19 protein-coding genes and 2 pseudogenes are annotated in these 23,775 nt (G+C 73.9%); 10 read left to right on the top strand and 11 right to left on the bottom strand.

Features of this window, described 5'->3' with window-relative positions; all coding sequences use genetic code 11:
- The first annotated feature begins 2 nt into the window (after positions 1-2).
- Positions 3-1,199 (top strand): hypothetical protein, encoded by a 1,197-nt coding sequence (locus ABZ836_RS20270; RefSeq protein ID WP_361143997.1) that lies wholly within the window; start codon positions 3-5, stop codon positions 1,197-1,199.
- Between the two features lie 64 nt (positions 1,200-1,263).
- Here ABZ836_RS20270 and dmpG read toward each other — a convergent pair whose 3' ends face one another.
- From dmpG to ABZ836_RS20285, 3 genes are all read right to left on the bottom strand, one after another.
- The gene (gene dmpG, locus ABZ836_RS20275) at positions 1,264-2,289 is read right to left on the bottom strand and encodes a 4-hydroxy-2-oxovalerate aldolase (RefSeq protein WP_361144000.1); all 1,026 of its coding nucleotides are present in this window, start codon (positions 2,287-2,289) and stop codon (positions 1,264-1,266) included.
- A complete protein-coding gene (locus tag ABZ836_RS20280) occupies positions 2,286-3,254 on the bottom strand; it encodes an acetaldehyde dehydrogenase (acetylating) (RefSeq protein ID WP_361144003.1) in 969 nt (322 codons plus the stop codon). Before ABZ836_RS20280 ends, dmpG begins: the two co-directional genes overlap by 4 nt.
- Positions 3,255-3,321: 67 nt before the next feature.
- On the bottom strand, positions 3,322-4,125 hold the full coding sequence (locus ABZ836_RS20285; protein WP_356137015.1) for a fumarylacetoacetate hydrolase family protein: 804 nt from the start codon (positions 4,123-4,125) through the stop codon (positions 3,322-3,324).
- A 69-nt stretch (positions 4,126-4,194) separates the two neighbouring features.
- On the opposite strand from ABZ836_RS20285, the gene ABZ836_RS20290 reads away from it, so the two are divergent.
- Entirely contained in the window at positions 4,195-4,974 is a 780-nt protein-coding gene (locus tag ABZ836_RS20290) for an IclR family transcriptional regulator (RefSeq protein ID WP_356136906.1), read from the top strand.
- Positions 4,975-5,492: 518 nt separating this feature from the next.
- On the opposite strand, the gene ABZ836_RS20295 is transcribed toward ABZ836_RS20290, so the two are convergent.
- The gene (locus ABZ836_RS20295) at positions 5,493-6,197 is read right to left on the bottom strand and encodes a helix-turn-helix domain-containing protein (RefSeq protein ID WP_356136904.1); all 705 of its coding nucleotides are present in this window, start codon (positions 6,195-6,197) and stop codon (positions 5,493-5,495) included.
- A gap of 148 nt (positions 6,198-6,345) precedes the next feature.
- Here ABZ836_RS20295 and ABZ836_RS20300 point away from each other — a divergent pair.
- The 3 genes and pseudogenes from ABZ836_RS20300 to ABZ836_RS20310 all read left to right on the top strand — a co-directional run.
- A pseudogene (locus ABZ836_RS20300) lies at positions 6,346-7,974 on the top strand (bifunctional 3-(3-hydroxy-phenyl)propionate/3-hydroxycinnamic acid hydroxylase); the annotation flags it as partial.
- A gap of 45 nt (positions 7,975-8,019) precedes the next feature.
- Positions 8,020-8,952 (top strand): VOC family protein, encoded by a 933-nt coding sequence (locus ABZ836_RS20305; RefSeq protein WP_361144007.1) that lies wholly within the window; start codon positions 8,020-8,022, stop codon positions 8,950-8,952.
- Entirely contained in the window at positions 8,952-9,797 is an 846-nt protein-coding gene (locus tag ABZ836_RS20310) for an alpha/beta hydrolase (RefSeq protein ID WP_361144010.1), read from the top strand. The genes ABZ836_RS20305 and ABZ836_RS20310 overlap by 1 nt, the downstream gene beginning before the upstream one ends.
- Before the next feature lie 12 nt (positions 9,798-9,809).
- Here ABZ836_RS20310 and ABZ836_RS20315 read toward each other — a convergent pair whose 3' ends face one another.
- The 3 genes and pseudogenes from ABZ836_RS20315 to ABZ836_RS20325 all read right to left on the bottom strand — a co-directional run.
- Positions 9,810-10,841 (bottom strand): PP2C family protein-serine/threonine phosphatase, encoded by a 1,032-nt coding sequence (locus ABZ836_RS20315; protein ID WP_356136898.1) that lies wholly within the window; start codon positions 10,839-10,841, stop codon positions 9,810-9,812.
- 214 nt (positions 10,842-11,055) lie between these two features.
- The gene (locus ABZ836_RS20320) at positions 11,056-11,646 is read right to left on the bottom strand and encodes a nucleosidase (RefSeq protein WP_361144013.1); all 591 of its coding nucleotides are present in this window, start codon (positions 11,644-11,646) and stop codon (positions 11,056-11,058) included.
- A gap of 120 nt (positions 11,647-11,766) precedes the next feature.
- Positions 11,767-11,916: pseudogene (locus ABZ836_RS20325) on the bottom strand (GNAT family N-acetyltransferase); the annotation flags it as partial.
- A 199-nt stretch (positions 11,917-12,115) separates the two neighbouring features.
- Here ABZ836_RS20325 and ABZ836_RS20330 point away from each other — a divergent pair.
- Entirely contained in the window at positions 12,116-12,676 is a 561-nt protein-coding gene (locus tag ABZ836_RS20330) for a glycoside hydrolase family 25 protein (protein ID WP_361144016.1), read from the top strand.
- 174 nt (positions 12,677-12,850) lie between these two features.
- Here the strand turns inward: ABZ836_RS20330 and ABZ836_RS20335 are convergent, their stop codons facing one another.
- Positions 12,851-13,063 (bottom strand): EF-hand domain-containing protein, encoded by a 213-nt coding sequence (locus ABZ836_RS20335; RefSeq protein WP_356136892.1) that lies wholly within the window; start codon positions 13,061-13,063, stop codon positions 12,851-12,853.
- A gap of 554 nt (positions 13,064-13,617) precedes the next feature.
- On the opposite strand from ABZ836_RS20335, the gene ABZ836_RS20340 reads away from it, so the two are divergent.
- Positions 13,618-14,028, top strand: a complete 411-nt coding sequence (locus tag ABZ836_RS20340) for a hypothetical protein (RefSeq protein WP_361144019.1) — start codon at positions 13,618-13,620, stop codon at positions 14,026-14,028.
- A 199-nt stretch (positions 14,029-14,227) separates the two neighbouring features.
- Here the strand turns inward: ABZ836_RS20340 and ABZ836_RS20345 are convergent, their stop codons facing one another.
- The 3 genes from ABZ836_RS20345 to ABZ836_RS20355 form a co-directional block, all read right to left on the bottom strand.
- Positions 14,228-14,734 (bottom strand): ATP-binding protein, encoded by a 507-nt coding sequence (locus ABZ836_RS20345; protein ID WP_356136888.1) that lies wholly within the window; start codon positions 14,732-14,734, stop codon positions 14,228-14,230.
- 259 nt (positions 14,735-14,993) lie between these two features.
- Positions 14,994-15,761 carry an enoyl-CoA hydratase-related protein gene (locus ABZ836_RS20350; protein ID WP_356136887.1) on the bottom strand — a complete coding sequence of 256 codons (768 nt, stop codon included), beginning with the start codon at positions 15,759-15,761 and terminating at the stop codon, positions 14,994-14,996.
- A 135-nt stretch (positions 15,762-15,896) separates the two neighbouring features.
- Positions 15,897-17,153 carry an Ig-like domain-containing protein gene (locus ABZ836_RS20355; protein ID WP_356136885.1) on the bottom strand — a complete coding sequence of 419 codons (1,257 nt, stop codon included), beginning with the start codon at positions 17,151-17,153 and terminating at the stop codon, positions 15,897-15,899.
- Between the two features lie 317 nt (positions 17,154-17,470).
- Between ABZ836_RS20355 and glgX the strand changes: the two genes are divergently transcribed.
- The 3 genes from glgX (at position 17,471) to ABZ836_RS20370 (ending at position 23,653) form a co-directional block, all read left to right on the top strand.
- Positions 17,471-19,726, top strand: a complete 2,256-nt coding sequence (glgX, locus tag ABZ836_RS20360) for a glycogen debranching protein GlgX (protein WP_356136883.1) — start codon at positions 17,471-17,473, stop codon at positions 19,724-19,726.
- Positions 19,727-19,967: 241 nt separating this feature from the next.
- Positions 19,968-21,770 carry an ABC transporter ATP-binding protein gene (locus ABZ836_RS20365; protein ID WP_361144024.1) on the top strand — a complete coding sequence of 601 codons (1,803 nt, stop codon included), beginning with the start codon at positions 19,968-19,970 and terminating at the stop codon, positions 21,768-21,770.
- On the top strand, positions 21,767-23,653 hold the full coding sequence (locus tag ABZ836_RS20370) for an ABC transporter ATP-binding protein (protein ID WP_361144027.1): 1,887 nt from the start codon (positions 21,767-21,769) through the stop codon (positions 23,651-23,653). Before ABZ836_RS20365 ends, ABZ836_RS20370 begins: the two co-directional genes overlap by 4 nt.
- The last annotated feature ends 122 nt before the right edge of the window (positions 23,654-23,775 follow it).

Below are 23,775 nucleotides of genomic sequence, written 5' to 3' on the forward strand. Positions count from 1 at the left end.
CGGTGACCGCGGCGATCCTGGCCGCGGTGCTCGCCGCCGCGGGATGCGGGCCGGACGCGCCGCCGGACCGGCCCGCCGCGTCGGGTGCGGACGCCGAGGCGGCCGCCGCCCCGTCGTGGGAGTTCCTGCACGTCGCGGACTTCCGGGGGCGTCTGACCGATGTCGCCGCCCTGGCCGCGGACGACGTCTGGGCGGTGGGCGCCGAGGACGACGGCGGGGCCGTCGTCCTGCTCCACCACGACGGCGCCCGCTGGACGCGCGAACCGCTGCCCGAGGGCCTGGGTGAGGTCCGGTACCCGCCGCGGCTGGAGGGGGCCGGCGCCGAGGAGCTGTGGCTGGTGCCCGTCGCGGGCGCCGAGGGGGACGCGTCCTGGGCGCGCTGGGACGGCGCTCGCTGGTCGGCCCTGCCCGCCCCGCCCCGGGACGCGGACGCCGCGTCCGCCGTGCTCCCGACGGCGGGCCCCGACATCGAGGTGGCGGGCCCGGACGACGCATGGGTCCTGACCGGCCCCCGGACCGCCGCGCACTGGGACGGCGGGCGCTGGACGCCGACCCGGCTGCCGCACCCCGCCGCCGACCTGGCGGTGGCCGGCCCGGACGACGTCTGGGCGGTCGGTCACCGCACCACGGGGCCGGGGACCGGGTCCGTGGCCGGTCTGCCGTACGCGCAGCCCGCCGCGACGCACTGGGACGGCACCGCGTGGAAGCCGGTGCGGACCCCGCGGTACCGCTTCGACGAGCCGCTCCCCGCGGAGCCCGGCGCGAGCCTCGACCGGGTGCTGGCGCTCGACGGCGGCGAGGTGCTCGCCCGGGGGCGCCACACGTTCAACCACGGCGAACTCGAGAACGAGCCGCGGAGCGAGGACATCCGGTTGCGGTGGGACGGCTCCCGGTGGGTCAGGCAGGAGCCCCCGCCGGGCCGCTGCGACCGCGCCCCGGTGGCGTGGGTCGACGGGGGGCTGCTGGTCGACGGCCACCGGTACCTGACCGGCGACGGCCGGTGCGTGCGGATCGGCATCCCCCGCCTGCCGGAGTCCGCCGGGGCGCGCGGGACGTCGAAGCAGTCGCTGCGGGTCGAGGGGACGCACCGGGTTCCCGGCAGCGGCGAGTGGCTGGCCGCCGGACACGTGCGGGTCGACCGGTCCGGCGACCCCTTCGCCGCGCCGGTCGTGGTCCGCCTGCGGAGCGGCGGCTCCTGACCGTGCGGCTCGCCCACCGTCCGGCTGCCTGACCGTCCGGCTCCCCGCAGGGGCTCCCCGCGGGTTACGCCGCGGGCGCGCGGCGGTCCGCCGCGAGGGTGAGGGCGATGTCGATGATCATGTCCTCCTGGCCGCCGACCAGACCCCGGCGGCCGCACTCCATCAGGATGTCGCGGACGTCCACGCCGTGGCGCGCGGCGGCGACCTCGGCGTGGCGCAGGAAGCTGGAGTAGACGCCCGCGTACCCGAGCGTGAGGGTCTCGCGGTCGACCCGGACGGGGCGGTCCTGCAGCGGCCGGACGATGTCGTCCGCGGCGTCCTGCAGCTTGAACAGGTCGCAGCCGTGCTCGTAGCCCGACAGGTCGGCGACCGCGACGAACGCCTCGAGCGGACAGTTGCCCGCGCCCGCGCCGTGGCCGGCGAGGGAGGCGTCGACGCGGCGGACGCCGTTCTCCACGGCGACCACCGAGTTGGCGACGGACAGCGAGAGGTTCTCGTGGGCGTGGATGCCGATCTCGGTCTCCGCGTCGAGGACGTCGCGGTAGGCGCGGACCCGGGCGGCGACGTCGTTCATGGTCAGCCGGCCGCCGGAGTCGGTGACGTAGACGCAGTGGGCGCCGTAGTTCTCCATCAGCTTCGCCTGCCGGGCGAGCTGCTCGGGCTCGGCCATGTGGGAGAGCATCAGGAAGCCGGAGACGTCCATGCCGAGCTCGCGGGCGGCCGCGATGTGCTGGGCGGAGATGTCCGCCTCGGTGCAGTGGGTGGCCACGCGGACCGAGCGGACGCCGAGGTCGTAGGCGTGCTTCAGCTCGTCGATGGTGCCGACGCCTGGGAGGAGCAGGGTGGTGAGGCGGGCGTTCTTCAGGACGGAGGCGGCGGCCTCGATCCACTCCCAGTCGGTGTTCGAGCCGGGGCCGTAGTTGAGCGACCCGCCGGCCAGGCCGTCGCCGTGCGCCACCTCGATGGCGTCCACGCCGGCCTCGTCGAGCGCCAGCACGATGCGCTGGACGTCCTCGGGGGTGATCCGGTGCCGGACGGCGTGCATGCCGTCCCGGAGGGTGACGTCCTGGACGAAGATCTCGGTGCTCACTTCGCGGTCTCCTTCGCGGCGGCGATCCGCTCGGCCATCTGCACGGCGGCCGAGGTCATGATGTCGAGGTTCCCGGCGTACTCCGGCAGGTACATGCCGGCCCCCTCGACCTTGAGGAAGACCGACACCTGGTGGGTCGGCCGGGGGCCGTCGGCGTCGCCCTCCGCGAGGAGCGTCCGGACCGGCTGGTCGGCGGGGATGCGGGTGATCTGCACGTCCTGGACCATCCGGTAGCCGGGGACGTAGGCGTTCACCTCGGCGACCATCTTCTCGACCGACTCGGTGATCTGCCGCTCGGCGGTCTCCGTGTCCTCGCCCTCCGGGAGGGCGGCCAGGGCGAAGACGGTGTCGCGCATCATCAGCGGCGGCTCGGCCGGGTTGAGGATGATGATCGCCTTGCCGCGGCGGGCGCCGCCGACCTTCACGATCGCCTCGGAGGTGGTCTCGGTGAACTCGTCGATGTTGGCCCGGGTGCCCGGGCCGGCCGACCTGGAGGCGATGGAGGCGACGATCTCCGCGTACGCGACCGGGACGACCCGGCTGATCGCGGCCACGACCGGGATGGTGGCCTGGCCGCCGCAGGTGACCATGTTCACGTTGGGAGCGTCGAGGTGCTCCTCCAGGTTGACCGCGGGGACGACGTACGGGCCGATGGCGGCCGGGGTCAGGTCGATCATCCGGATGCCGAGCGGGCGCAGCCTCTCGTCGTTGTACCGGTGCGCGCCGGCCGAGGTGGCGTCGAAGACGATGCCGATCTCGTCGATCCGCGGCGACCTCAGCAGTCCGTCGACGCCCTCGGCGGTGGTCTCGAAGCCGAGACGGGCGGCGCGGGCGAGGCCGTCGGACGCCGGGTCGATGCCGACCATGACGCCCATCTCGAGGTGCTGCGCGTTGCGCATGATCTTGATCATCAGGTCGGTGCCGATGTTGCCCGACCCGATGACGGCGACCTTGGTCCTGCTCATCGTGGGTCCCTTGCGAGAGGTGGGGTGGTGGAGGGGGTCCGGAGGAGGCGGGTCAGGAGAAGGTGGGTCAGGAGAAGGTGACCGAGACCGCGCCGAGGCCGGTGACGGTGGCCCGGACGGTGTTGCCGGACACGACGGGGCGCATCGGGCCGAGGGCGCCGGAGAGGATCACCTGGCCGGCGCGGAGCGGGGAACCGAGGTCGCGGGCCTGGCGGGCGAGCCAGACCAGGGCGTTGACCGGGTCGCCGAGGCAGGCGGCGCCGTCGCCGGTGGATGCGGTCTCGCCGTCGATCGTCATGGCCATCTCGGCCGCCACGGGGTCGAAGTCGTCCAGCGGGACGCGGCGCGTGCCGAGCACGTAGCCGCCGGCCGAGGCGTTGTCGGCGACGGTGTCGCCGAAGCTGATGTCCCAGCCGGCCACCCGGCTGCCGCAGATCTCGAGGGCGGCGACGGCGTGGTCGACGGCCTCGCGGACCTGGGCGTCGTCCAGCGGCCCCTCCGCCAGGTCGGCCTTGAGCACGAAGGCGATCTCGGCCTCGATCCGGGGCTGGAGGACCGCCGCGGCCGGCACGACGGCGCCGTCGGCGTACTCCATGTCGTCGAAGAGGACCCCGAAGTCGGGCTGGTCGACGCCGAGCTGCCGCTGGACGGCGGCGGAGGTCAGACCGATCTTCCGGCCGACGACGGTGGCGCCCGCCGCGACGCGTTCGGCGGCCAGCGCGGACTGCACGGCGTAGGCGGCCCCGACGTCGTCCCGGCCGATCAGGTCGCGGACGGGGGCTGCGGGCACGCCGGTGGCGGCCGCCTCGCGGAGCCGGGCAGCGGCGGCGGCGATGCTGTCGGGGCCGACAGCGGGCTGGGTGTGGGGCATGGCTCCAATCTGCTCCACCGGGCGGCCGTTCTCCATGGCGGCGTTCCACTCAGCGGTACGCTGTTCCACATGGAAGACCGCCGCCGGGCCAGAGACGACAACGACACCGTCCTGGGCAAGGCGCTGGCGATCCTGCGGGCGTTCGGCCCGGCCGACTCGGTGCTCCCGCTGGCCGAGCTGGTGCGGCGCACCGGCCTCGCGAAGGGCACCGCGCACCGGGTCGCCGGTGACCTGGTGCACCACCGGCTGCTGGACAGGACCGAGCACGGCTACCAGCTCTCGGGCGGGCTGTTCGAGCTGGGGCTGCGCGCCGCCTCCGAGCGGACCCTGGTGGAGCTGGCGATGCCGTTCCTGCAGGACCTGTACGAGCGCACCCACGAGACGGTGCACCTGGGGGTGCGGCAGGGCGGCGAGGTGCTGTACCTGACGAAGATCGGCGGCCACCGGCAGGCGAAGGCGCCCTCGCGGACGGGCGGGCGGATGCCGGTGCACTGCACGGCGATCGGCAAGGTGCTGCTGGCCCACGCGGACGAGGAGGAGCGGGCGGCGGTCCTGGCGGGCCCGCTGGAGCGGCGCACGCCGCGGACGGTGGTCGCCCCGGGGATGCTGGGGCGGCAGCTCGCCAGGGCGGTGGAGACGGGGGTCGCCTACGAGCGGGAGGAGTCGACGCCGGGGCTGCTGTGCGTGGCGGCGCCGGTGCTGAAGCCGGACGGGCGCACGGCGGTGGCCGCCGTCAGCGTCACCGGGCCGGTGGGGCGGTTCCGGCCCGAGGCGCACGCGAACACGGTGCGTTCGGCCGCGGCGGCCCTCGCGGCCGTCCTCGCCACCCGCCCCCGCCACCGCACCTGACCCGCACCTCGGCGCGGGCGCCCGCCGCTGCGAGCAAAGCCGGGGGTTCGGGGAGGGCGCGGGGAGGGCGGGCCCGGTCCGGTACGTCCGCGCAGGCCCCGCACCCCGACCGCCGCAGGCCCGCGCGCCGTAACGGCGGCCCCGTCCGCGCACGCCCCGCATCCCACGCCGCGCGCAGCCCGCGCACCGCAGCCCGCCAGCCCCCCCGTGCCACAGCCACGGCCCGGGCCCCGCGACCCGGGCACCGCCACACCGCAGCCGCAGTCCAGGCACCGGGCACCGCAGCTGCAGTCCAGGCCCCGCGGCCAGGCACCGCCGCACTGCGGCTCGGGCACCACCGCCCACGCCCCGCGACCCAGGCACCGCCGCACCGCGACCCAGGCCCGCAACCCAAGCACCGCCGCACCGCAGCCCAGGCACCGCCGCACCGCAGCCGCCGCCCAGGCCCCGCAACCCAAGCACCGCCGCACCGCGGCCCAGGCACCGCGACCCGGGCCGCGCCGCGCCGCGGGCGCACGTCACCGCTCGGTGAGCATCGCCTCCCCCAACGCGACCATCGCGTCGGCGAGTTGGTCCATCCACGCGGAGATCGGCCGCCCGCCCTCGGACTGGAGGGCGGTGAACGCCCCGTCGAAGCCGGCCATGCCGAACGCCGCGAGGGCGTCCGCGACCCGCGCCGCGTCCGCCTCGCCCGCGCTCTCGAACGCCGACCGCACCATGTGCTCCATGTGGACGCGCCCCTCGTCGCGGACCGCGATCACCGTCCGCATCGCCTCCGGCGCCTCCGCGGCCTCGCGGCTCATGACCAGCACGAAGAGCAGCCGCAGGAACTCCTCGCCGTGCTCCAGGACCTCGCCGGTCCTGCGCAGGTACCACCGCATCCGTTCCCGCGGGGTGCCGCCCCGCGGCGGGTCGGCGTGGGCGCGGTCCATCGCGGAGAAGAAGTCGTGCGCGCCCTGGGCCATGACCGCGGAGAGCAGCCCGGCCTTGGACGTGAAGTGGTGGTAGAAGGCGCTCTTGGGCAGGCCGGTCTCCTTGGCGAGCGCCGACATCGACGTCCCGGCGTAGCCCCGCACCGACATCACCCGGGCGGCCGCGTCGAGGATCTCCTGCCGCGACCGCCGCCCCCTGCGGTTGCCCGCGGCCGTCGGCGGCCTGAACTTCTCCCCCGCGTCCGCCGGTTCGACCCGCGTGTCCTGCTCCACGTTCTCCGCCCTCTCCACGGACGGGAAGTCTAGGCGTTCCGCCGCGCCTTCCTCCCGGGCCGGGGCAATCGGTGCCGCCGGACCCCTTGACACCTCGGCACCCCCTGACGTTCTCTGAAAATGTACCGACCGATCGGTCCAATACTTACCCCGGGCGACCTCCGCGGCACCGAACAGGCCCGCCCACATACCGGCCAGTCGGTACACAACCCATCGCCTTGCGTCCAGCTGTGACAACGGAGCCCTGCGCATGACCAAGAGCTATGACGCGGACGTCGCCATCGTCGGGTACGGCCCGACCGGTGTGATCGCCGCACTGACCCTCGCCAAGTACGGCGTCTCCGCCGTGGCCTTCGAACGTGACCGGGACATCTATCCCCGGGCCCGCGCCGTCACCGTCAACGACTGGACGATGCGGATCTTCCAGGACCTCGGCATCGACGAGCGGGTCGAGAAGGTCGTCGACCCGCAGCGCGCGCTGCGCTGGGTGACCTACGACGGCACCGAGATCATGCGGGTCGAGCACCCGCCGTCCACGCTCGGCCGCGGACCGCGCTTCTACAACATCTACCAGCCCACCCTGGAGGCCGAGATCCGCGCGGCCGTCGAGGAGCGGCACGCGGACCTGGTCACCGTGCGCTACGGCCACGAGGTCACCGCGGTCGACCAGGACGACGACGGCGTCACCGTCACCTCGACCACGGACGGCGGCGAGACCCGTACCGCCCGCGTGAAGTACCTGATCGGCTCCGACGGCGGCAGCAGCTTCACCCGCGGCCACGTCGGCTGCCGGCTGCTCGGCGACACCGACGAGACGACCTGGGTCGTCATCGACTGCCACGTGAAGCGCTGGTGGCCGGACCGCGACTTCCTGACCTTCTGGTCGGACCGGGAGCGCCCGGTCGTCGACATCGCGCTGTCCGCGGGCCACCACCGCTGGGAGGTCCCGCTGAAGCCCGACGAGACGCCGGCCGACTACCCGACCGCCGCCGAGGTGTGGCCGCTGCTCACGGCCCTGGGCGTCACCGAGGACGACGTCACCGTCCACCAGCACGCGTTCTACAAGCACCACACGCGGATGGCCGACAGCTGGCGCCGGGGCCGGGTCTTCCTGGCCGGCGACGCCGCCCACCTGATGCCCCCGTGGGCCGGCGCCGGCATGCAGACCGGCATGCGCGACGCCCACAACCTGGGCTGGAAGCTGGCCCGGGTGCTCCGCGGCGAGCTGCCCGAGAGCTGGCTGGACACCTACGAGGCGGAGCGCCGCCCGAACGCGCGGTTCTACACCTACCTCGCGGTGGGCCTCGGCCGGGTCATCCGGCAGGAGGCGTCCGAGGACGAGGTGGCCGCGATGAACGCGGTGCCGGAGAACACGGTCACCCCGTTCGAGCCGCCGCTCACCGCCCCGCCCGTGCTGGAGGCCGGCTGGCTGCGCGGCCCGGTGGGCGACGCCGGTGCGGTGGGCCGGATGGTGCCGCAGCCCGTCACCGGTGACACCGCCGGACGGATGGCCCGCCTCGACGACCTGCTCGGCGACGGCTTCGTGCTGCTGGGCGACGACGTCGACCCGGCGACGCTGCTCACGGCCGAGGAGAAGGCCGGGTGGGACGCGCTCGGCGCCCGCTACCTCGCCGTGCGCCCCAAGACCTCGTACACGCGGACCGACGACGACCTGGTGGACCTCGAGGAGGTCCTCCTCCCGTGGCTCCGCCGCTACGGCGCCCGTGCCGTGGCCGTCCGTCCGGACCGCTTCGTCGCCGCCGCCGACGTCACCGGCCTCGCCGTCCCGGCCTGAACCCCCACCCCAACCCCCTGAGCGAGAAGCAAGGAGAGCACACGGATGTCCGGAGTCAAGGAACTCGGCTATGTCGTCTACGAGGTGAGCAGCCTCGCGGACTGGGAGCGTTTCGGCGTCGACCTGCTCGGCATGCAGTACGGCGGGAGGACCGCCGACGGCTTCACCCTGCGCACCGACGAGAAGGCGCACCGCTGGGTCGTCACCGAGGGCCCGGCCGACGACCTGGTCGCCACGGGTTACGAGGTGGAGGGCGAGGAGGCGCTGGACACGCTGGTCGCCCGGCTGCGCGGGGCGGGGGTGGAGGTCGCCGAGGGCGACGCGGCGCTGGCCGCCGCCCGCAAGGTGGACCGGATCTTCGTCACCGCGGACCCGATGGGCAACCGCGTCGAGCTGGTGAACGGCCTGGCCGACGCCGGCACGCCGTTCCGGTCCGGGAAGCTGCTCGGCGGCTTCGTCACGGGCGCCGGCGGCGCGGGCCACCAGGTGCTGCTGGCGCACGGCGTCTCCCGGGAGACCTACCTGGGCTTCTACATCGACCTGCTGGGCTTCCGGATCAGCGACATCATCGTCGAGGAGCTCGCCCCCGGCGTCGTCGCCGACCTGATCTTCCTGCACTGCAACGGCCGCCACCACACCGTTGCCTTCGGCGACATGCCGCACACCAGGAGGACCCACCACTTCATGGTCGAGGTCACCGACATCCGCGACGTCGGCCTGGCCTACGACCGGTGCATGGACGCCCGGCAGCCGTTCGAGATGACGCTCGGCATGCACCCCAACGACCACATGTTCAGCTTCTACGTGTTCACGCCGTCCGGCTTCAGCGTCGAGTACGGCTGGGGCGGCCTGGTCATCGACGAGGCGACGTGGGAGGTGAGGACGCTCGACCGCCTGCACAGCTGGGGCCACCGCCCGTCCGCCGCCGTCGCCGAGCTGCTCGCCGCCGCCCCCGCGCCGAACGGAGAGGGTCACTGATGCCGCTCGACCAGCAGTCCGCCGCCCGCACGGTCCGGACCGCCGACTGGGAGCTCCGCTACTACGAGGCGGGCTCCGGCCACCCGCTGGTGCTGCTGCACGGCAGTGGTCCCGGAGCCACCGGCTGGAGCAACTTCTCCGGCAACATCGAGGCGCTGGCGGAGCACTTCCACGTGTACGCCGTCGACATGCCGGGCTGGGGCGGGTCCTCGGCGGCGACGGTCGACCGGCTCGACCACGTCGAGGCCGCGGTCCAGTTCCTGGACGCCCTGGGCATCGAGAAGGCCGCGTTCGTCGGCAACTCGATGGGCGGCCAGACCTCGATCCGCCTGGCCACCGAGCACCCCGGCCGGATCACCCACCTGGTCACCATGGGCCCGCCGGTGGGCCGGATCCCCACCCTCTTCGGCGCGGGCGACGGCCCGTCCGAGGGGCTGAAGGTCCTGATCGAGGCCTACCGCGACGCGAGCCCGGAGAACATGCGCCGACTGGTCGAGATCATGGTCTACGACAAGGCCCGGTTCGCCACGCCGGAGCTCTGCCGGGCCCGTTCGGAGGCGGCGCTGGCCCGCCCCGAGCACCTGGCCAACTACGTGGCGGGCCTGCCTCAGGGCGCGCCGCTGCCCCGGTGGGTCAAGCCGGAGCTGCTGCCACACATCGCGGTGCCGACGCTGCTGATCCACGGCCGTGACGACCGCGTCGTCTCCTACGAGACCTCGCTGTTCCTGCTGGCGAACATCCCCGACAGCCGCCTGGTGGTGCTCAACCGCTGCGGCCACTGGGCGATGATCGAGCACCCGGACGAGTTCAACCGCCTGGTGACCGGCTTCGTCGCCAACAACTGAGCCGCCGCCCCGCTACGGCACCGGGTGGGCGACCGGCGGGGCCGGGCCCTGGGGCTGGGACGGCAGCGAGGCGAAGAGATGCGCGTCGTTGTGCAGGACCAGCAGGGCCGTGTCGTCGGCGGGGCGGCCCCCGGTGTGGTGGAGCAGCGCGGACTCCACGGACCCGAGGAGGTACCGCGCGGTGACCGGCCGGCCGCGGGCCGCGCGGGTCAGGGTCTCGGACAGCGGGAACAGCCGGCCCCGGTCGTCCCGCGCCTCCGTCACGCCGTCGGTGTGGAGGATCAGGGCGTCGTCGGGGCGCATCCGGCCGCAGTGGGTGACCGGCACGTGCTCCGGCAGGGGGAACACCCCCAGCGGCGGCAGCGGCTCGGCCTCCGACAGCGGCCGGGTGGGGCCCACCCCGACCCGGTACGGCCACGGATGGGCGCAGTTGACCGCGCGCAGCACGCCGTCCGCGCGGACCTCCAGGAGCAGCAGCGTCACGAACTCCTCGCCCGCGGGGTGCTGGCCCTCCTGCGCGCGGCGCCGCAGGTGGCGGGCGAAGGCCCGGTCGAGGCGGCGGAGCACCCCGCACAGCTGGTGCTCCTCGTGCGCCGCCTCGCGGAAGCAGCCGAGCACCGCGGCGGCGGCGGGGACGGCGTCCAGGCCGTGGCCGCGGACGTCCCCGATGAGGGCGCGGACGCCGTGCTCGGTGTCCAGCACCTCGTAGACGTCCCCGCCGATCACCGCGCCGGGATCGGCGGAGCGCTGGACCGCCGCCACGCCGAGGCCGCCGACCCGGGGCGGCAGGGGCCGCACCAGGACGCCCTGGGCGGTGGCCGCAATGTCCCAGGAACGGTCCAGCTCCCGCAGCAGGGCCCGGCGGGTGTGGAGGATCATGCCCGTGCCGACGCCGAGGAGGGCGGCCGTGGTGGCCGGGCGGGCCCACGCGGCGCTCCTCTCCCCGGTGCCCTCGGCGATCAGCCAGTGCGCGGCGAAGACCGTCCCCCACAGAGCGGTCAGCCCCAGGGCGAGCGTCCGGCGCTGCGCTGTGAGACGGAACATGCCGCTGACCCCCTCGTCGGGCTGCTCGGGCCCGGGCGGGCGGAACGGCGTGGACGGAACCGGTCCGATTCTCGTCGGCGGCCCCACCGCCCGGAAAGGATCTTCCGGACTTCTCATTCGAATGAGTGAGCTGCACGTCCGGGAGGGGACGGCCGGACGCTCCCGGCACGGCGGGTCGGGCCGTGCCGGGAGCGGGGCGGCGCCGCCCCGCCGCTCAGGCGAGGGCCACGTGCCGCTCCGCCCAGCGGGCCAGCTCCACCGCGCACGCGGCAACCGACTCCCGCCAGGTCCGGGCCGCCCCGTCCCCCGCGTCGTCGCTGACGTGCTTGACCAGCCGGATCGGCACCCCGGCCCGCCGCGCCACCGACGCCAGCGCGTACCCCTCCATGTCCACCAGCGCGGCCTGCTCGGCGAGACGGTCCCGGGTCGCGTCGTCGGAGATGAAGCTGTCCCCGGTGGCCAGCACCGGCCCGGCCGCGTCACCCTCGCCCAGGGTGATCGGCGCCCCGTAGACCTCTCCGGTCAGCCCTTCCAGCAGCCGCCAGTCCAGGTCGTGCTGCACCACCCGCGACACCACGTGGGTCCCCGTCCACCCGGGGCGCAGCGCCCCGGCCGTCCCGAGGTTCACGATCTCCCGCGGCAGCACCCCGCGCCCCAGCACCCCCGCGAGCGCGGCGGCCGCGTTGACCTTCCCCATCCCGGTCAGCAGCACGGGCGCCCCACCGGCCCGCAGCTCCGCCGCCTCCTCCTTGACCGCGAGCACGAACAGGGGGCGGTCGGGGCCCATCTCACCGATCAGTTCCATGACGTCAACGGTACGGGGAGGGGTGCGGTCGGCGTCAGCCGGACGGTGTCGTCGGGGGCTTCACGCCGAGCCGCTGTTCGGCGTCCCGGGCCGTGAACCGTTCCCGTTCGGTGAAGCCCATTGGTCGCGGGGGCGCGGGCCGCCGAGGTAGGTGTGGACCTCCGGCGAGGCGAGCAGGTCGACGAACGCCGCGCGGTCACGGGGCTCGGGCTCGCGAAGCACGAGCCTCCCGGTGCTGACCGGCTCGGGCGGCCACTCCACGGGTCCCAGGGCTCCCGTCCGCGCACGCCGACCGAGGCAACGTCATTCTTGAGGGCGGCAGTTGACCAGGAGAGCCGGGAGGAGGACACGCGCCCGCGTACGACCGGATCGGGTGACATGTACCGGTTGATGGGGGTCAGGGCCGTTCGCAAGGGGAATGCTCCCTTCAACCCCTCTCATCGCGAGGCCACTTGAGGGAGACCCCCACATGCTGCAGGGCATCGACGTCAGTTCGCACCAGTCCGCCTCCTACGACACCGACGGGCTCGCCTTCGTGATCGTCAAGGCGACCGAGGGCCGTACCTATGTGAACCCGAGAATGGAGGCGCAGGTCGAACGCGCCCGGGAGGCCGGGCTGGTGGTCGGCTTCTACCACTTCCTCTGGCCGGACCACATCACCGAGCAGGCCGAGTTCTTCGCCGACAAGGCCCCCGCGCTCCCCGGCGACCTGCTGGCCTGCGACTGGGAGACGACGAGCCGCGGGACCCGGGCGAGCAACGCGGAGAAGGACCGGTTCATCCGCAAGGTCAAGTCGCTGCGGCCGCGCAACCGCGTGCTGCTGTACTGCAACCGCACGTTCTGGCTGAACCACGACCGGACGTCGTACGACGGCGACGGCCTGTGGATCGCGCAGTACGGCGTCGCGAAGGGCAAGCCGCGGATCAAGGCGAAGTGGACGATCCACCAGTACACCGACGACCCGCTGGACAAGAACGTGGCGCGCTTCGACAGCCGCCGGGCCATGCGGGAGTGGGCCGAGGGCGCGTGAGCCGGGCGGGAAAGCCGAGGGCCCGCGAGCCGGGCGGGAAAGCGGAGAGGCGCGCGGGAGAGAGCGGGAGCCGCGCGGGAAAGCCGGAGGCGCGGGAGAGTCGGAGCCGCGCGGGAAAGCCGGAGCCGCCCCGCACCGTGGGTGCGGGGCGGCTCCGGGTGCCGGGTCAGGGCGTCACTTGGAGAGGTACGCCCAGAACTCGTCGAAGGAGAGGAGCTTGTCGCCGTCCAGGTCGCGGGAGGCGATGATCGACTCCGCGACGGTGTCGGTGACGTTCCAGTCGCCGGCCTGCGCGAGCGCCCGCTTGAACTCGGCGGCGGTGACGAGGCCGTCCCCGTCGGCGTCGAGCCGGTCGAACTCCTTGCGTGCTTCCTGGATGTCCGCCATGTGGGACCCTCCCCTTCGTGCCATGCGCGCGTCCACGTCCATGGTGACGCCTGCGTCTCTGCCTGATTGACGGAGGTCAGATTATCGGGCCGCATGGGTCCGCAGAGCGGCGACCGTCCCCTCCCCCAGGTCCTGCCACCACATCCCGGACCGGGGTGTCGCCGCCGACGCGGCAGGACCGCTCGGAAACCCGCCTACCCAGGCTCGGACCGGGCCGAACGGAGGCATCCCGGTGACGACCGCGCCACCGCGACGTCCTGGCCGCCGAACGCGAGGAACGTGCCCGCAACCGCGGCGGGAGAGGCGTCCGCCGGGCGGACGACCGCTCGCCGTACCGTCGCTCACCGCTCTCGGCAGTGGGACGGGTGAGCCTCCGGAGCATCAGGGGAAATGTGTCGAGTGCACGACATGACCGGTTCTGCCCTGTGCACCGCCCCCGCGGCCCAGGAACATCCCGTGGTGTCGGTACGAACGGTCGGATCCGTGAGGCCGCTCGTGCTGCGGCCGTCAGGGGGACCACTGGGGGAACCCGGCTCGCTACCAAGGGGAAACACGTGAGCTTACGCAAGACCATGACCGCATGTCTGTTCTCCGCCGTGCTCGTCGGCGGCGCGCTGGCCGTCGCGCCGGCCGCGTCGGCCGCGTCGGCGGGCGAGTTCGGCGCGCTGTCCTGCTACGGGAGCGCGAAGTCCTACTCCAAGCCCGCGGGCAACCGCTGGTACCCGCAGGGCGGTGCGTACCTCACGACCACCGGCAACTGCAGCGACATCAACATCAAGCCCAACACCACGACCAGCATCGCGGTGTGCTTCCTGCCGAGCTCGGGCGGCACGTCCTGCCAGTCGTCCTTCAAAACCGCTCCGGCCGGCCAGTGGACCGTGGTCGCGACGGACGTCCGGGACGGCACCCGCTTCTACTTCGACTTCGGCTCGACATCGGCGAACTCGGGGGTGTGGGCGGCCTGACCAGCCGCCGCGCACCAACGGCACGAGTGCGGGGCCGGGCCTGCCACAGGCCCGGCCCCGCACGTACGTGAACCCCGTTGCCAGCCCCGCCCAACGGGGCGAGTGGCGGCCCTCCTCCGCAGCGATCACCGGCACGCGCTTCCCGACGGCCGAGGCCGGCAGCCCTTCCTGGCCGGTCGGTCCGCGTGCGGTCGGAGCGCTAGACCCGGTCGGAGACCCGCATCTCGAACCAGGTGCGCTTGCCGCGCGGCAGCAGGTCGACGCCCCACCGGTCCGCCATGCGGTCGACCAGGTAGAGGCCCCGGCCGCTCTCGTCCGTCGGCTGCACCGGCAGCAGGCAGGGCAGGGCGCGGGACGGGTCGCGCAGCTCCAGGCGGATCCAGCCGCGGCGGCGCCTCATCCGCAGCCCGAACTGCCCGGCGCCGGTGTGCCGGACGGCGTTGCCCTCGAGTTCCGAGATGAGCAGCGTGCAGTCCTCGGCCAGCTTGGGGCCGAGCGCCCAGTGGCGCAGGACGACGACCTGCACCAGGCGCCGCGCGGTGCCGCAGCTCTCGGGGCAGGCCGGCAGGACGACCTCGGTCTCCGCCGGGTTGCCGTACGCCGCGAGGGCGGCGAGGGCGCGTTCGTCCTCGACCGCAGGCGACCAGCGCGTCAGGGGGACGCCGCCAGGTCCCCTCGACTGTTCGATGCCCTCCAGCCCCGCCATGCCCCCATCATGGCGGCCGGAAGGGCGCCTCGGGGGCGGTTCCGCAGGAATCCGCACACCGGAGCGATCGATTCCGTTCGTTCGGGTGACATATGCCAAAGGGGCATGCATGAGCCCTGGTCAGAGCTTTTACGGAGGAAGGTGACGGAGGGGGTGATTCCGGCCGGGCCCGGCAGCACCGGAAGCGCCGGCCGTTGCCGGCAGCACGCGAAGCACCGGAAGCGCCCCCTCCGCGGGTCCTGCCGCAGGAGGTGCGTGCCTACAGGAACTTGGCCCTGCCCGGGCCCTCCTCGACGAAGGACTTCATGCCCCGCTCCCGGTCCTCCGTGGCGAACAGCCCGGCGAACCAGTTGCGCTCGATGGCCAGGCCGGTGTCCAGGTCGGTCTCCAGGCCCGCGTCCACCGACTCCTTGGCGGCGCGCAGCGCGATGGCCGGCCCCTGGGCCAGCTTGGCGGCCCAGGCGTGGGCCTCGGTGTAGACGTCGGCGGCCGGGACGACGCGGTCCACCAGGCCCAGGCTCAGCGCCTCGTCGGCCCGCACGTGGCGGCCGGTGAAGATCAGGTCCTTGGCGCGGGAGGGGCCGATCAGGCGGGACAGGCGCTGGGTGCCTCCGGCGCCGGGGATCAGGCCGAGGAGGATCTCGGGCTGGCCCAGCTTGGCGTCGTCGGCGGCGATGCGGTAGTCCGCGCACAGCGCCAGCTCGCAGCCGCCGCCCAGCGCGTAGCCGGTGATCGCGGCGACGACCGGCTTGGGGATCCGGGCGACCGCGGTGAAGGAGTCCTGGAGGCCCCGGCCCCGGGCGACCATCGCCGCGTGGTCCATGGCCCGCATCTCCTTGATGTCCGCGCCGGCCGCGAACACCTTCTCCCCGCCGTACACGACCACGGCGCGGACGTCGTCGCGCCCGGTGATCTCCTCGGCGAGTTCCTTGATGCGGTCCTGGGTCGCGATGTCCAGGGCGTTCATGGGCGGGCGGTCGAGCCGGATCGTGCCGACGCCTTCGGCGACTTCGAGATGAACGGTCATGCGCAGCAGGTTACGGCCCGAACGCGCGGGCCGGCCCGGTGCGCTGTGTCACACCGGGCCGGCCGTGAAGCATCGGAGGCCGGGAGCGGGAGACCCGAAGGGCCCTGCCGCCGCCCGACGCTCCGCGGCTCTGCTCTACTTCTTCCAGTCCTCCCAGGACATGTTCCAGCCGTTGAGGCCGTTGTCCGGGGCGACCACCGCGTCGTTGCTGTTCTTGACCTCGACCACGTCGCCGATCAGCGAGTTGGTGAAGAACCAGGCGCCCGGCGCCGACTTGTCCCAGCCGCCGCGGGTGTCGCGCAGGCCGATGCAGCCGTGGCTGGCGTTGTAGTTGCCGAAGGCGTCGCCGCCCCAGTAGTTGCCGTGGATGAAGGTGCCGGTGGTGCTCAGCCGCATGGCGTGGGGCACGTCCTCGATGTCGTACTCGCCCTCGTAGCCGACGGTGTCGCCGTTCATCCGGGTCACCCGGTACTTCTCGCTGATGACCATCTTGCCGTTCCAGGTCTCGGAGCCGGGGGCTCCGGTGGTGACCGGGATGGTCTTGACCAGCTTGCCGTCGCGCACGACCTTCATGGTCAGCTTCTTGGCGTCCACGGTGGAGACCTGGGCGCGGCCGATCGTGAAGGAGACCGTCTTGGCCTGGCTGCCGTAGACGCCCGGGCGGCCCTCGACGCCGTCCAGGTTGAGGGTGACGGTGACCTTGGTGCCGGCCTTCCAGTACTCCTCGGGGCGGAAGTCCAGGCGGTCGTTGCCGAACCAGTGGCCGGCGACCTCGACCGGCGGGTCGGTCTTGATGCGGATCGCCTTCTCCACCGCGTCGGGCTCGGTGATGCCGCGGGTGAAGCGGATCGAGAACGGCATGCCCACGCCGACGGTGGAGCCGTCCTCCGGGGTGAAGTGGCCGATGAAGGTGTTGGCGGGCGTCAGCGTGGTGAAGCTGGTGTCCTTCACCGCGACCCGGCCGTCGGCGTCCTTGGCCTCGGCGTGCACGTGGTACTTGGCGCCGGAGGCGAGGTGGCTCGCGGGAACCCAGGCGGCGCCGTCCGGGGAGATGTCGCCCTCGATCTTCGTGCCGTCGTCGTCCTCGACCTCGACCTTGGTCAGCTTGCCCTTCTCGGCGACGACCTTGAGGGCGCCGGTCGTCCTCACGTCCTTCGCGCCGTCCTCCGGGCTGATCGTCACGACCGCCTCGGACTGCCGGGCGGCCGGGGCGGCCGTCGCGGCGCCCCCGCCGGTGCCGCCGGTGCTCCCGCCCTTGGCGTCCGTTCCGCCCCCGCCGCCGCAGGCCGTGACGGCGACCAGCGTCAGGCTCGCCAGCAGGGCCGCGGCGCCGCCACGCCGTCCCCCGGAGCGCCGCCCGGTCGTCGTTCCCCTTGTCGGCCACACGTTCACGTGTGCTCCCCCTCTTCCCCTCATCGGGCCTGGTCAGACCCCCTCCCGGCGCGTCACGCGCGCCATGACGAATCGTAAGGGCAGGATCATGCCTCTCCCCCGGCCGGAAAGGTCACCGTTTCGTCCCAACTTCGGTTCCAAACCTGTCAGGGGACGAAAATTTCCGGAGCGTTGCCGTCGGCGCGCCCTCCGGGTACGTGAGCGGGAGGCCCGGGGTGGGCATGAACCCGGGGTAGGACGACGCGCCGGGGTGGCCGCGCCGGTACGGCCGCGCCCCCTCGCCCGTTGTCGCCCCACGAACCGCGGGAGGCGGACCGGTGTCGAGCGCAGCCGAGCAGGAGGCGGTGGCGGACCAGCACGCCGCCGACGCGGACCACGACGCCCTCGCGGCCGTCGCGCTGCGCAAGGCCGCGCGCGTCACGGCGCCCGCGCCCCCCGTGTGGCCGGGGTCGTCCACCCCGCTGGGCGCCCGCTACCGGGTGGGTCCCGACGGGGTCGCCGGCACCAACTTCGCCCTCTGGGCGGGCGGCGCCGAGGCGGTGGAGCTCTGCCTCTTCGAGGCCGACGGCACCGAACGGCGGCTGCCCCTGAGCGAGCTGACCCACGAGATCTGGCACGGCTTCGTGCCCGGGATCCGGCCCGGCCGGCGCTACGGCTTCCGGGTGCACGGCCGCTGGGACCCGTGGACCGGCGCCCGCTGGAACCCCGCCAAGCTCCTCCTGGACCCTTACGCGCGGGCCGTGGACGGCGAGTTCGCCCTGCCGCCCGAGGTCTACGGGCACGTCCGCGACTGGCCGGACCAACAGGTCGCGGACACCGTGCGCGACGACCGGGACTCCGCGCCGTACGTGCCCAAGGGCGTGGTCGTCCACGACGACGACGACTGGGCGGACGACCGCCGGCCCAAGACCCCCTGGGCCGACTCGGTCATCTACGAACTCCACGTCCGCGGCTTCACCATGCGCCACCCCGGCGTGCCCGAGGAACTGCGCGGCACCTACGCGGGCCTCGCCCACCCCGCGGCCGTCGAGCACCTGACCCGGCTCGGCGTGACGGCCGTGGAACTGCTGCCGGTGCACCAGTTCGCCCACGAGGACCACCTGCTGCGCCGGGGCCTGACCAACTACTGGGGCTACAACTCCATCGGCTACTTCGCCCCGCACGCCGCCTACGCGGCCACCGGCACCGGCGGCGAGCAGGTCGGCGAGTTCAAGCGGATGGTGCGCGCCCTGCACGCGGCGGGCATCGAGGTGATCCTCGACGTCGTCTACAACCACACGGCCGAGGCCGGGGAGTTCGGCCCGACCCTGTCCCTCAAGGGCATCGACAACCGCGGCTACTACCGCCTCCAGGGCGACGCCCGCCGCTACGCCGACTACACCGGCTGCGGCAACACCCTGCACGTGGTGCGCCCGCAGGTGCTGCGGCTGATCACGGACTCGCTGCGCTACTGGGTGACCGAGATGGGCGTGGACGGCTTCCGCTTCGACCTGGCGGCCGCGCTGGCCCGCTCCATGCACGACGTCGACATGCTCTCGCCGTTCCTCGCGGTGATCGCCCAGGACCCGGTGCTGCGCCGGGTGAAGCTGATCGCCGAGCCGTGGGACGTGGGCTCGGGCGGCTACCAGGTGGGGGCGTTCCCGCCCCTGTGGACGGAGTGGAACGACCGCTACCGGGACGCCGTGCGCGACTACTGGCGGGGCGCGCTGCCCGACGTCCGGGACCTCGGCTACCGCCTCTCCGGCTCCAGCGACCTGTACGCCTGGGGCGGCCGGCGGCCCTACGCCTCGGTCAACTTCGTCACCGCCCACGACGGTTTCACCCTGCGCGACCTGGTCTCGTACCACCACAAGCACAACGAGGCCAACGGCGAGGGCAACCGCGACGGAACCGGCGACAACCGGTCCTGGAACTGCGGCGCCGAGGGCGAGACGGACGACGCCGGGGTCAACGCGCTGCGCCGCCGCCAGCTGCGGAACCTGCTGACCACCCTCCTGCTCTCCACCGGCGTGCCGATGCTGGTCGCCGGGGACGAGATGGGGCGGACCCAGGGCGGCAACAACAACGCGTACTGCCAGGACAACGAGATCGGCTGGGTGGACTGGTCGCTGTTGGAGGAGCCCGGCTGGCGGCAGCTGTCCGAGCTGACCTCACGGCTGGTCGCACTGCGCCACCGGCACCCGGTGCTGCGCCGGCGCGCCTTCTTCTCCGGCCGCTCCCAGGGCGCGGACGGGCTGCGCGACCTGGCCTGGTTCACCCCGGACGGCGCCGAGATGACCGAGGCGGACTGGTTCACGCCCACCGCCACGCTGGGCATGTACCTGTCCGGGCGGGACATCCCCGGACGCGACGAGCGCGGGGCGCCCGTCGTGGACGACAGCTTCCTGGTGGTCCTCCACGCCGACCACCGCCCCGTCGCCTTCACCCTCCCCGGCCGCCCCTGGGCCGACCGCTACGAGGTGGTGGTCGACACCGGCCTCGAGGACCAGGAGCGGGAGCCCGCCGCCTGGCACGCGGCGGGCGACACCGTCCAGGTCCCGCCCCGCACCGTGCTGCTCCTGCGGGTGCGGTAGCGAGGTCCCGGCCCCGCCCCGCCGGGGGCCGCGGCCGGTGGTCGTCGCCCTGCCGCGCGGCCGCCGTCCGCCCACGCCGCCCGGCCCCTCGGGAAGGGGGCGGACCGGGGGGAGGGCAGCACCGTGCGGCACGAGCACGCCTCCCGTGCCTCCGAAGGACGCCCCCGACGCCTCCGGCGCCCCCCGTGCCGCCGGAAAAATCGGTGGGCGATGTCAGCATCAAAGCCTAGGCTCGCTGCTGATGCCCAGGACCACCGCCGCCGAGCGTTCCCCAGCCGTCCAGACCCTCCTCCGTCTGTGGCCGTTCGTCCGGCCCGTCCGGGCGCGCCTGGGCGGCGCCGCCGTCGTGGCGATCCTCGCCTCGCTGATCAGCCTGGTCATCCCGCTGGTCCTCAAGTGGCTGGTCGACGGCCCCATCGCGGACGGCGACACGGCGGGGGTCTGGCTGGGCGCGCTGTGGGTGCTGCTGCTCGGCCTCGCCGAGGCCCTGCTGTTCGGCCTGCGCCGCTGGATGGTGGCCCGCCCGCTGTCCGGCGTGGAGGCCGGCATGCGCGAGGCGCTCTACCGCCGGCTCCAGCGGCTGCCGATCGCCTTCCACGACCGCTGGGCCTCCGGGCAGCTGCTCTCCCGGGCCACCACCGATCTGATGATCATCCGCATGTTCCTCGCCTTCCCGCTGACCTTCCTGCTGGTCAACGGGGTGACGATCCTGGTCGGCGTCATCGTGATGCTGGTGATGGACCCGGCGCTGGGGCTCGTGGTCCTCGTCCCGGTGATCCCCGTGATCGTCGTCTGCTCGATCTTCGAGAAGCGCTTCTCCGAGGCCTCCCGCACGGCGCAGGACCAGGTGGGCGACGTGACGACCCTGGTGGAGGAGAGCGTCCTCGGCATCCGGGTCATCAAGGGCTTCGGCCGCCACCGCAGCCAGGCCGAGGCCTTCCGGGAACTGACCCGCCGGCTCCGCGGCACCGAGCTGCGCAAGGCGCGGCTGCTGGGCGCCATCATGACCGTCATCGTGGCCCTGCCCGAGCTGGCCATCGCCGCCTGCCTGGTCCTCGGCACCATGCGGGTGGCCGACGGCACGCTCTCCGCGGGCACCCTGGTGGCCTTCCTCTCCACCGCCCTCGCGCTGCGCTGGCCGGTGGACTCGATCGGCTTCCTGCTCGCGATGAGCCAGGAGGCGGCCACCGCCACCGCCCGCTACTTCGAGGTGCTGGACACCGAGCCCGAGTCGCAGGCCGCGGCCGGCCCGGCCGCGGCCCCGAAGGCCGCCCTCACGGTGAAGGAGCACGGCGGACTGCGCCTGGAGGGCGTCCGGTTCCGCTTCCCCGACGCCCCCGAGGACGCCCCGCCGGTGCTGGACGGCGTCGACCTGCACGTACGGCCCGGCGAGTCGCTGGCGCTGGTGGGCGTCACCGGCTCCGGGAAGACCACCCTGACCTCCCTGGTGCCCCGGCTCCACGAGGTCACCGAGGGCCGGATCACGCTGGACGGCGTCGACATCACCACCATGCCGCGCGAGGAACTGCGCTCCCGGGTGGCCGTCGCCTTCGAGGACCCCACCCTGTTCTCCGCCACCGTCGGCGAGAACGTCCTGATGGGCGCCGCCGGGCGGCCCGGCCCGGAGGACCTGGAGCGCGCCCTCGCGGTGGCCCAGGCCCAGTTCGTGCACGCCCTCCCGCAGGGCGTGGACACGCAGGTCGGCGAGCAGGGCCTGAGCCTCTCCGGGGGCCAGCGGCAGCGCCTGGCGCTGGCCCGCGCGGTCGTCGGCCGGCCCGACTTCCTGGTCCTCGACGACCCGCTGTCGGCGCTCGACGTGCACACCGAGGCCGCCGTTGAGGCGGCCCTGCGCGAGGTGCTCGCCGACACCACCGCCCTGATCGTCGCCCACCGCCCGTCCACCGTCCTGCTCGCCGACCGGGTGGCGTTGCTCTCCGGCGGCCGGATCGCCGCCGTGGGCGACCACCACGAACTGCTGCGCACCAACGCCGAATACGCCTGGCTGATGTCCGGCGCCCTGGAGCCCGAGGAGGCCCGCCGATGACGGCTCCCACCGCGCAGCAGCGCGACGAGAGGAAGCGGAACCGCGGGGAGGCCGCCGAGCGGCCGGGCGCGGAGCCGGCGGAGACCGACGGCCGCGACGCCTTCGACCGGGACGTCCTGCCCGCCCCGCGCGGCGCCACCCTGGCGCTGCTCCGGTCGCTGCTCGCCCCGCTGCGCGCCCGGGTGGCGCTGGCCGCGGTCCTCCTGCTGCTCCAGCAGGCCGCCGTGCAGGCCGGGCCGCTGCTGGTGGCGTACGCGATCGACACGGCGGTGCCCGCCTTCCGGGCCGCCGACCACGGGCCGCTGCTGGCGGTCGCGGTGGGCTACCTGCTGGCCGCGACCGCGGGCGGTGTGCTGGAGTACGCCTTCATCACCAGCTCCGCCCGGGTCAACCAGGACGCGCTGCTGGACCTGCGGGGCCGGATCTTCCGCCACGCGCAGGCGCTCAGCGTCGACTTCCACGAGCGGTACACCTCGGGACGCCTGATCTCCCGTTCCACCACCGACGTGGAGTCGCTGCGCGAACTGCTCAGCGAGGGGCTGCAGGAGCTGATCTCGGTGGTCGTCTCCTTCGTCTACATCTCGGCCCTGCTGCTCTGGCTCGACCTCGGCCTGGGCGCGGTGGCGGTCGCCTCCTTCCTGCCGCTGGCGCTGCTGGTCCGCGCCTACCAGAACCGGGCCGGCCGCATCTACCGGGAGCGGTCCACGGCGATCGCCGCGGTGATCGTGAAGTTCACCGAGACCATGAACGGCATCCGCCCGGTCCGCGCCTTCCGCCGGGAGGACGCCAACGACGCCGAGTTCGCCCCGCTCAACAAGCGCCACGAGCGGACCAACGGCGACGCCCTGCTGGAGATGGCCTGCTACGTGGTGGGCTCCCGGCTGGTCGCCAACGTCACGGTCGCCGGCATCGTGCTGTGGGGCGCCTACCGGGTGGCGGACTCCTCGCTGGCGCTGGGCGTGCTGGCCGCCGCGGTGCTCTACCTGCGCCGGCTGTACGACCCGATCGACCGGCTGGGCATGTTCCTCAACTCGTACCAGTCCGCCGCCGCCTCGCTGGAGAAGATCGCCGGTCTGCTGGCGCAGGTCCCGGCCGTCCCGGAGCCGGTCGCCCCGCGCGAACTGCCGCCCACGGAGGACGGCCGCCCGGGCCGCGAGGTGGTCTTCGACGGCGTGCGCTTCGCCTACCGCACCGGCGGGGAGGTGCTGCCCCGCTTCGACCTGACGCTGCCCGCCGGGCAGACCGTCGCCGTGGTCGGTTCCACCGGCGCGGGCAAGTCCACGCTGGCCAAGCTGCTGGCCCGGTTCTACGACCCGTCCGACGGGCGGGTCCTGCTGGACGGCGTCGACCTGCGCGACCTGGCCAACGCGGACCTGCGGCGCGGGGTGGTCATGGTCACCCAGGAGGCGTTCCTGTTCTCCGGCACGGTCGCGGAGAACATCGCCATCGGCCGGCCCGACGCCACCCGCGAGGAGGTCGAACGGGCCGCCAGGGCCATCGGGGCGCACGACTTCATCGCCGCGCTGCCCGACGGCTACGACACCGACGTCCGCAAGCGCGGCGGCCGGATCTCCGCCGGACAGCGCCAGCTCGTCGCGTTCGCGCGCGCCCTGCTGGCCGACCCGGCGGTGCTGATCCTCGACGAGGCGACGAGTTCGCTGGACGTGCCCGGCGAACAGGCCGTGCAGCGGGCCATGTCGACGGTGCTCAAGGGCCGGACGGCGGTGGTCATCGCGCACCGGCTGTCCACCGTGGAGATCGCCGACCGGGTCCTGGTGATGGAGAAGGGCCGGATCGTCGAGGACGGCTCGCCCGCCGGACTCATCGGCGGCGAGGGCCGGTTCGCCGACCTGCACCGCGCCTGGCGGGACAGCCTCGCGTGAGGTGGCTGCCGGGCCGCGGCGTCGACGTGGACGGGGATCCGGGCACCCCGGACCTGCGCGGCGGGGTCCGGTACCTGTGGTGGCTGGTGGCCCGCCAGCCGGGGCGGTCGGCCGCGGGCGCG

The sequence above is a fragment of the Streptomyces sp. NPDC047130 genome (assembly GCF_040643475.1).
Classification (GTDB): Bacteria; Actinomycetota; Actinomycetes; order Streptomycetales; family Streptomycetaceae; genus Streptomyces.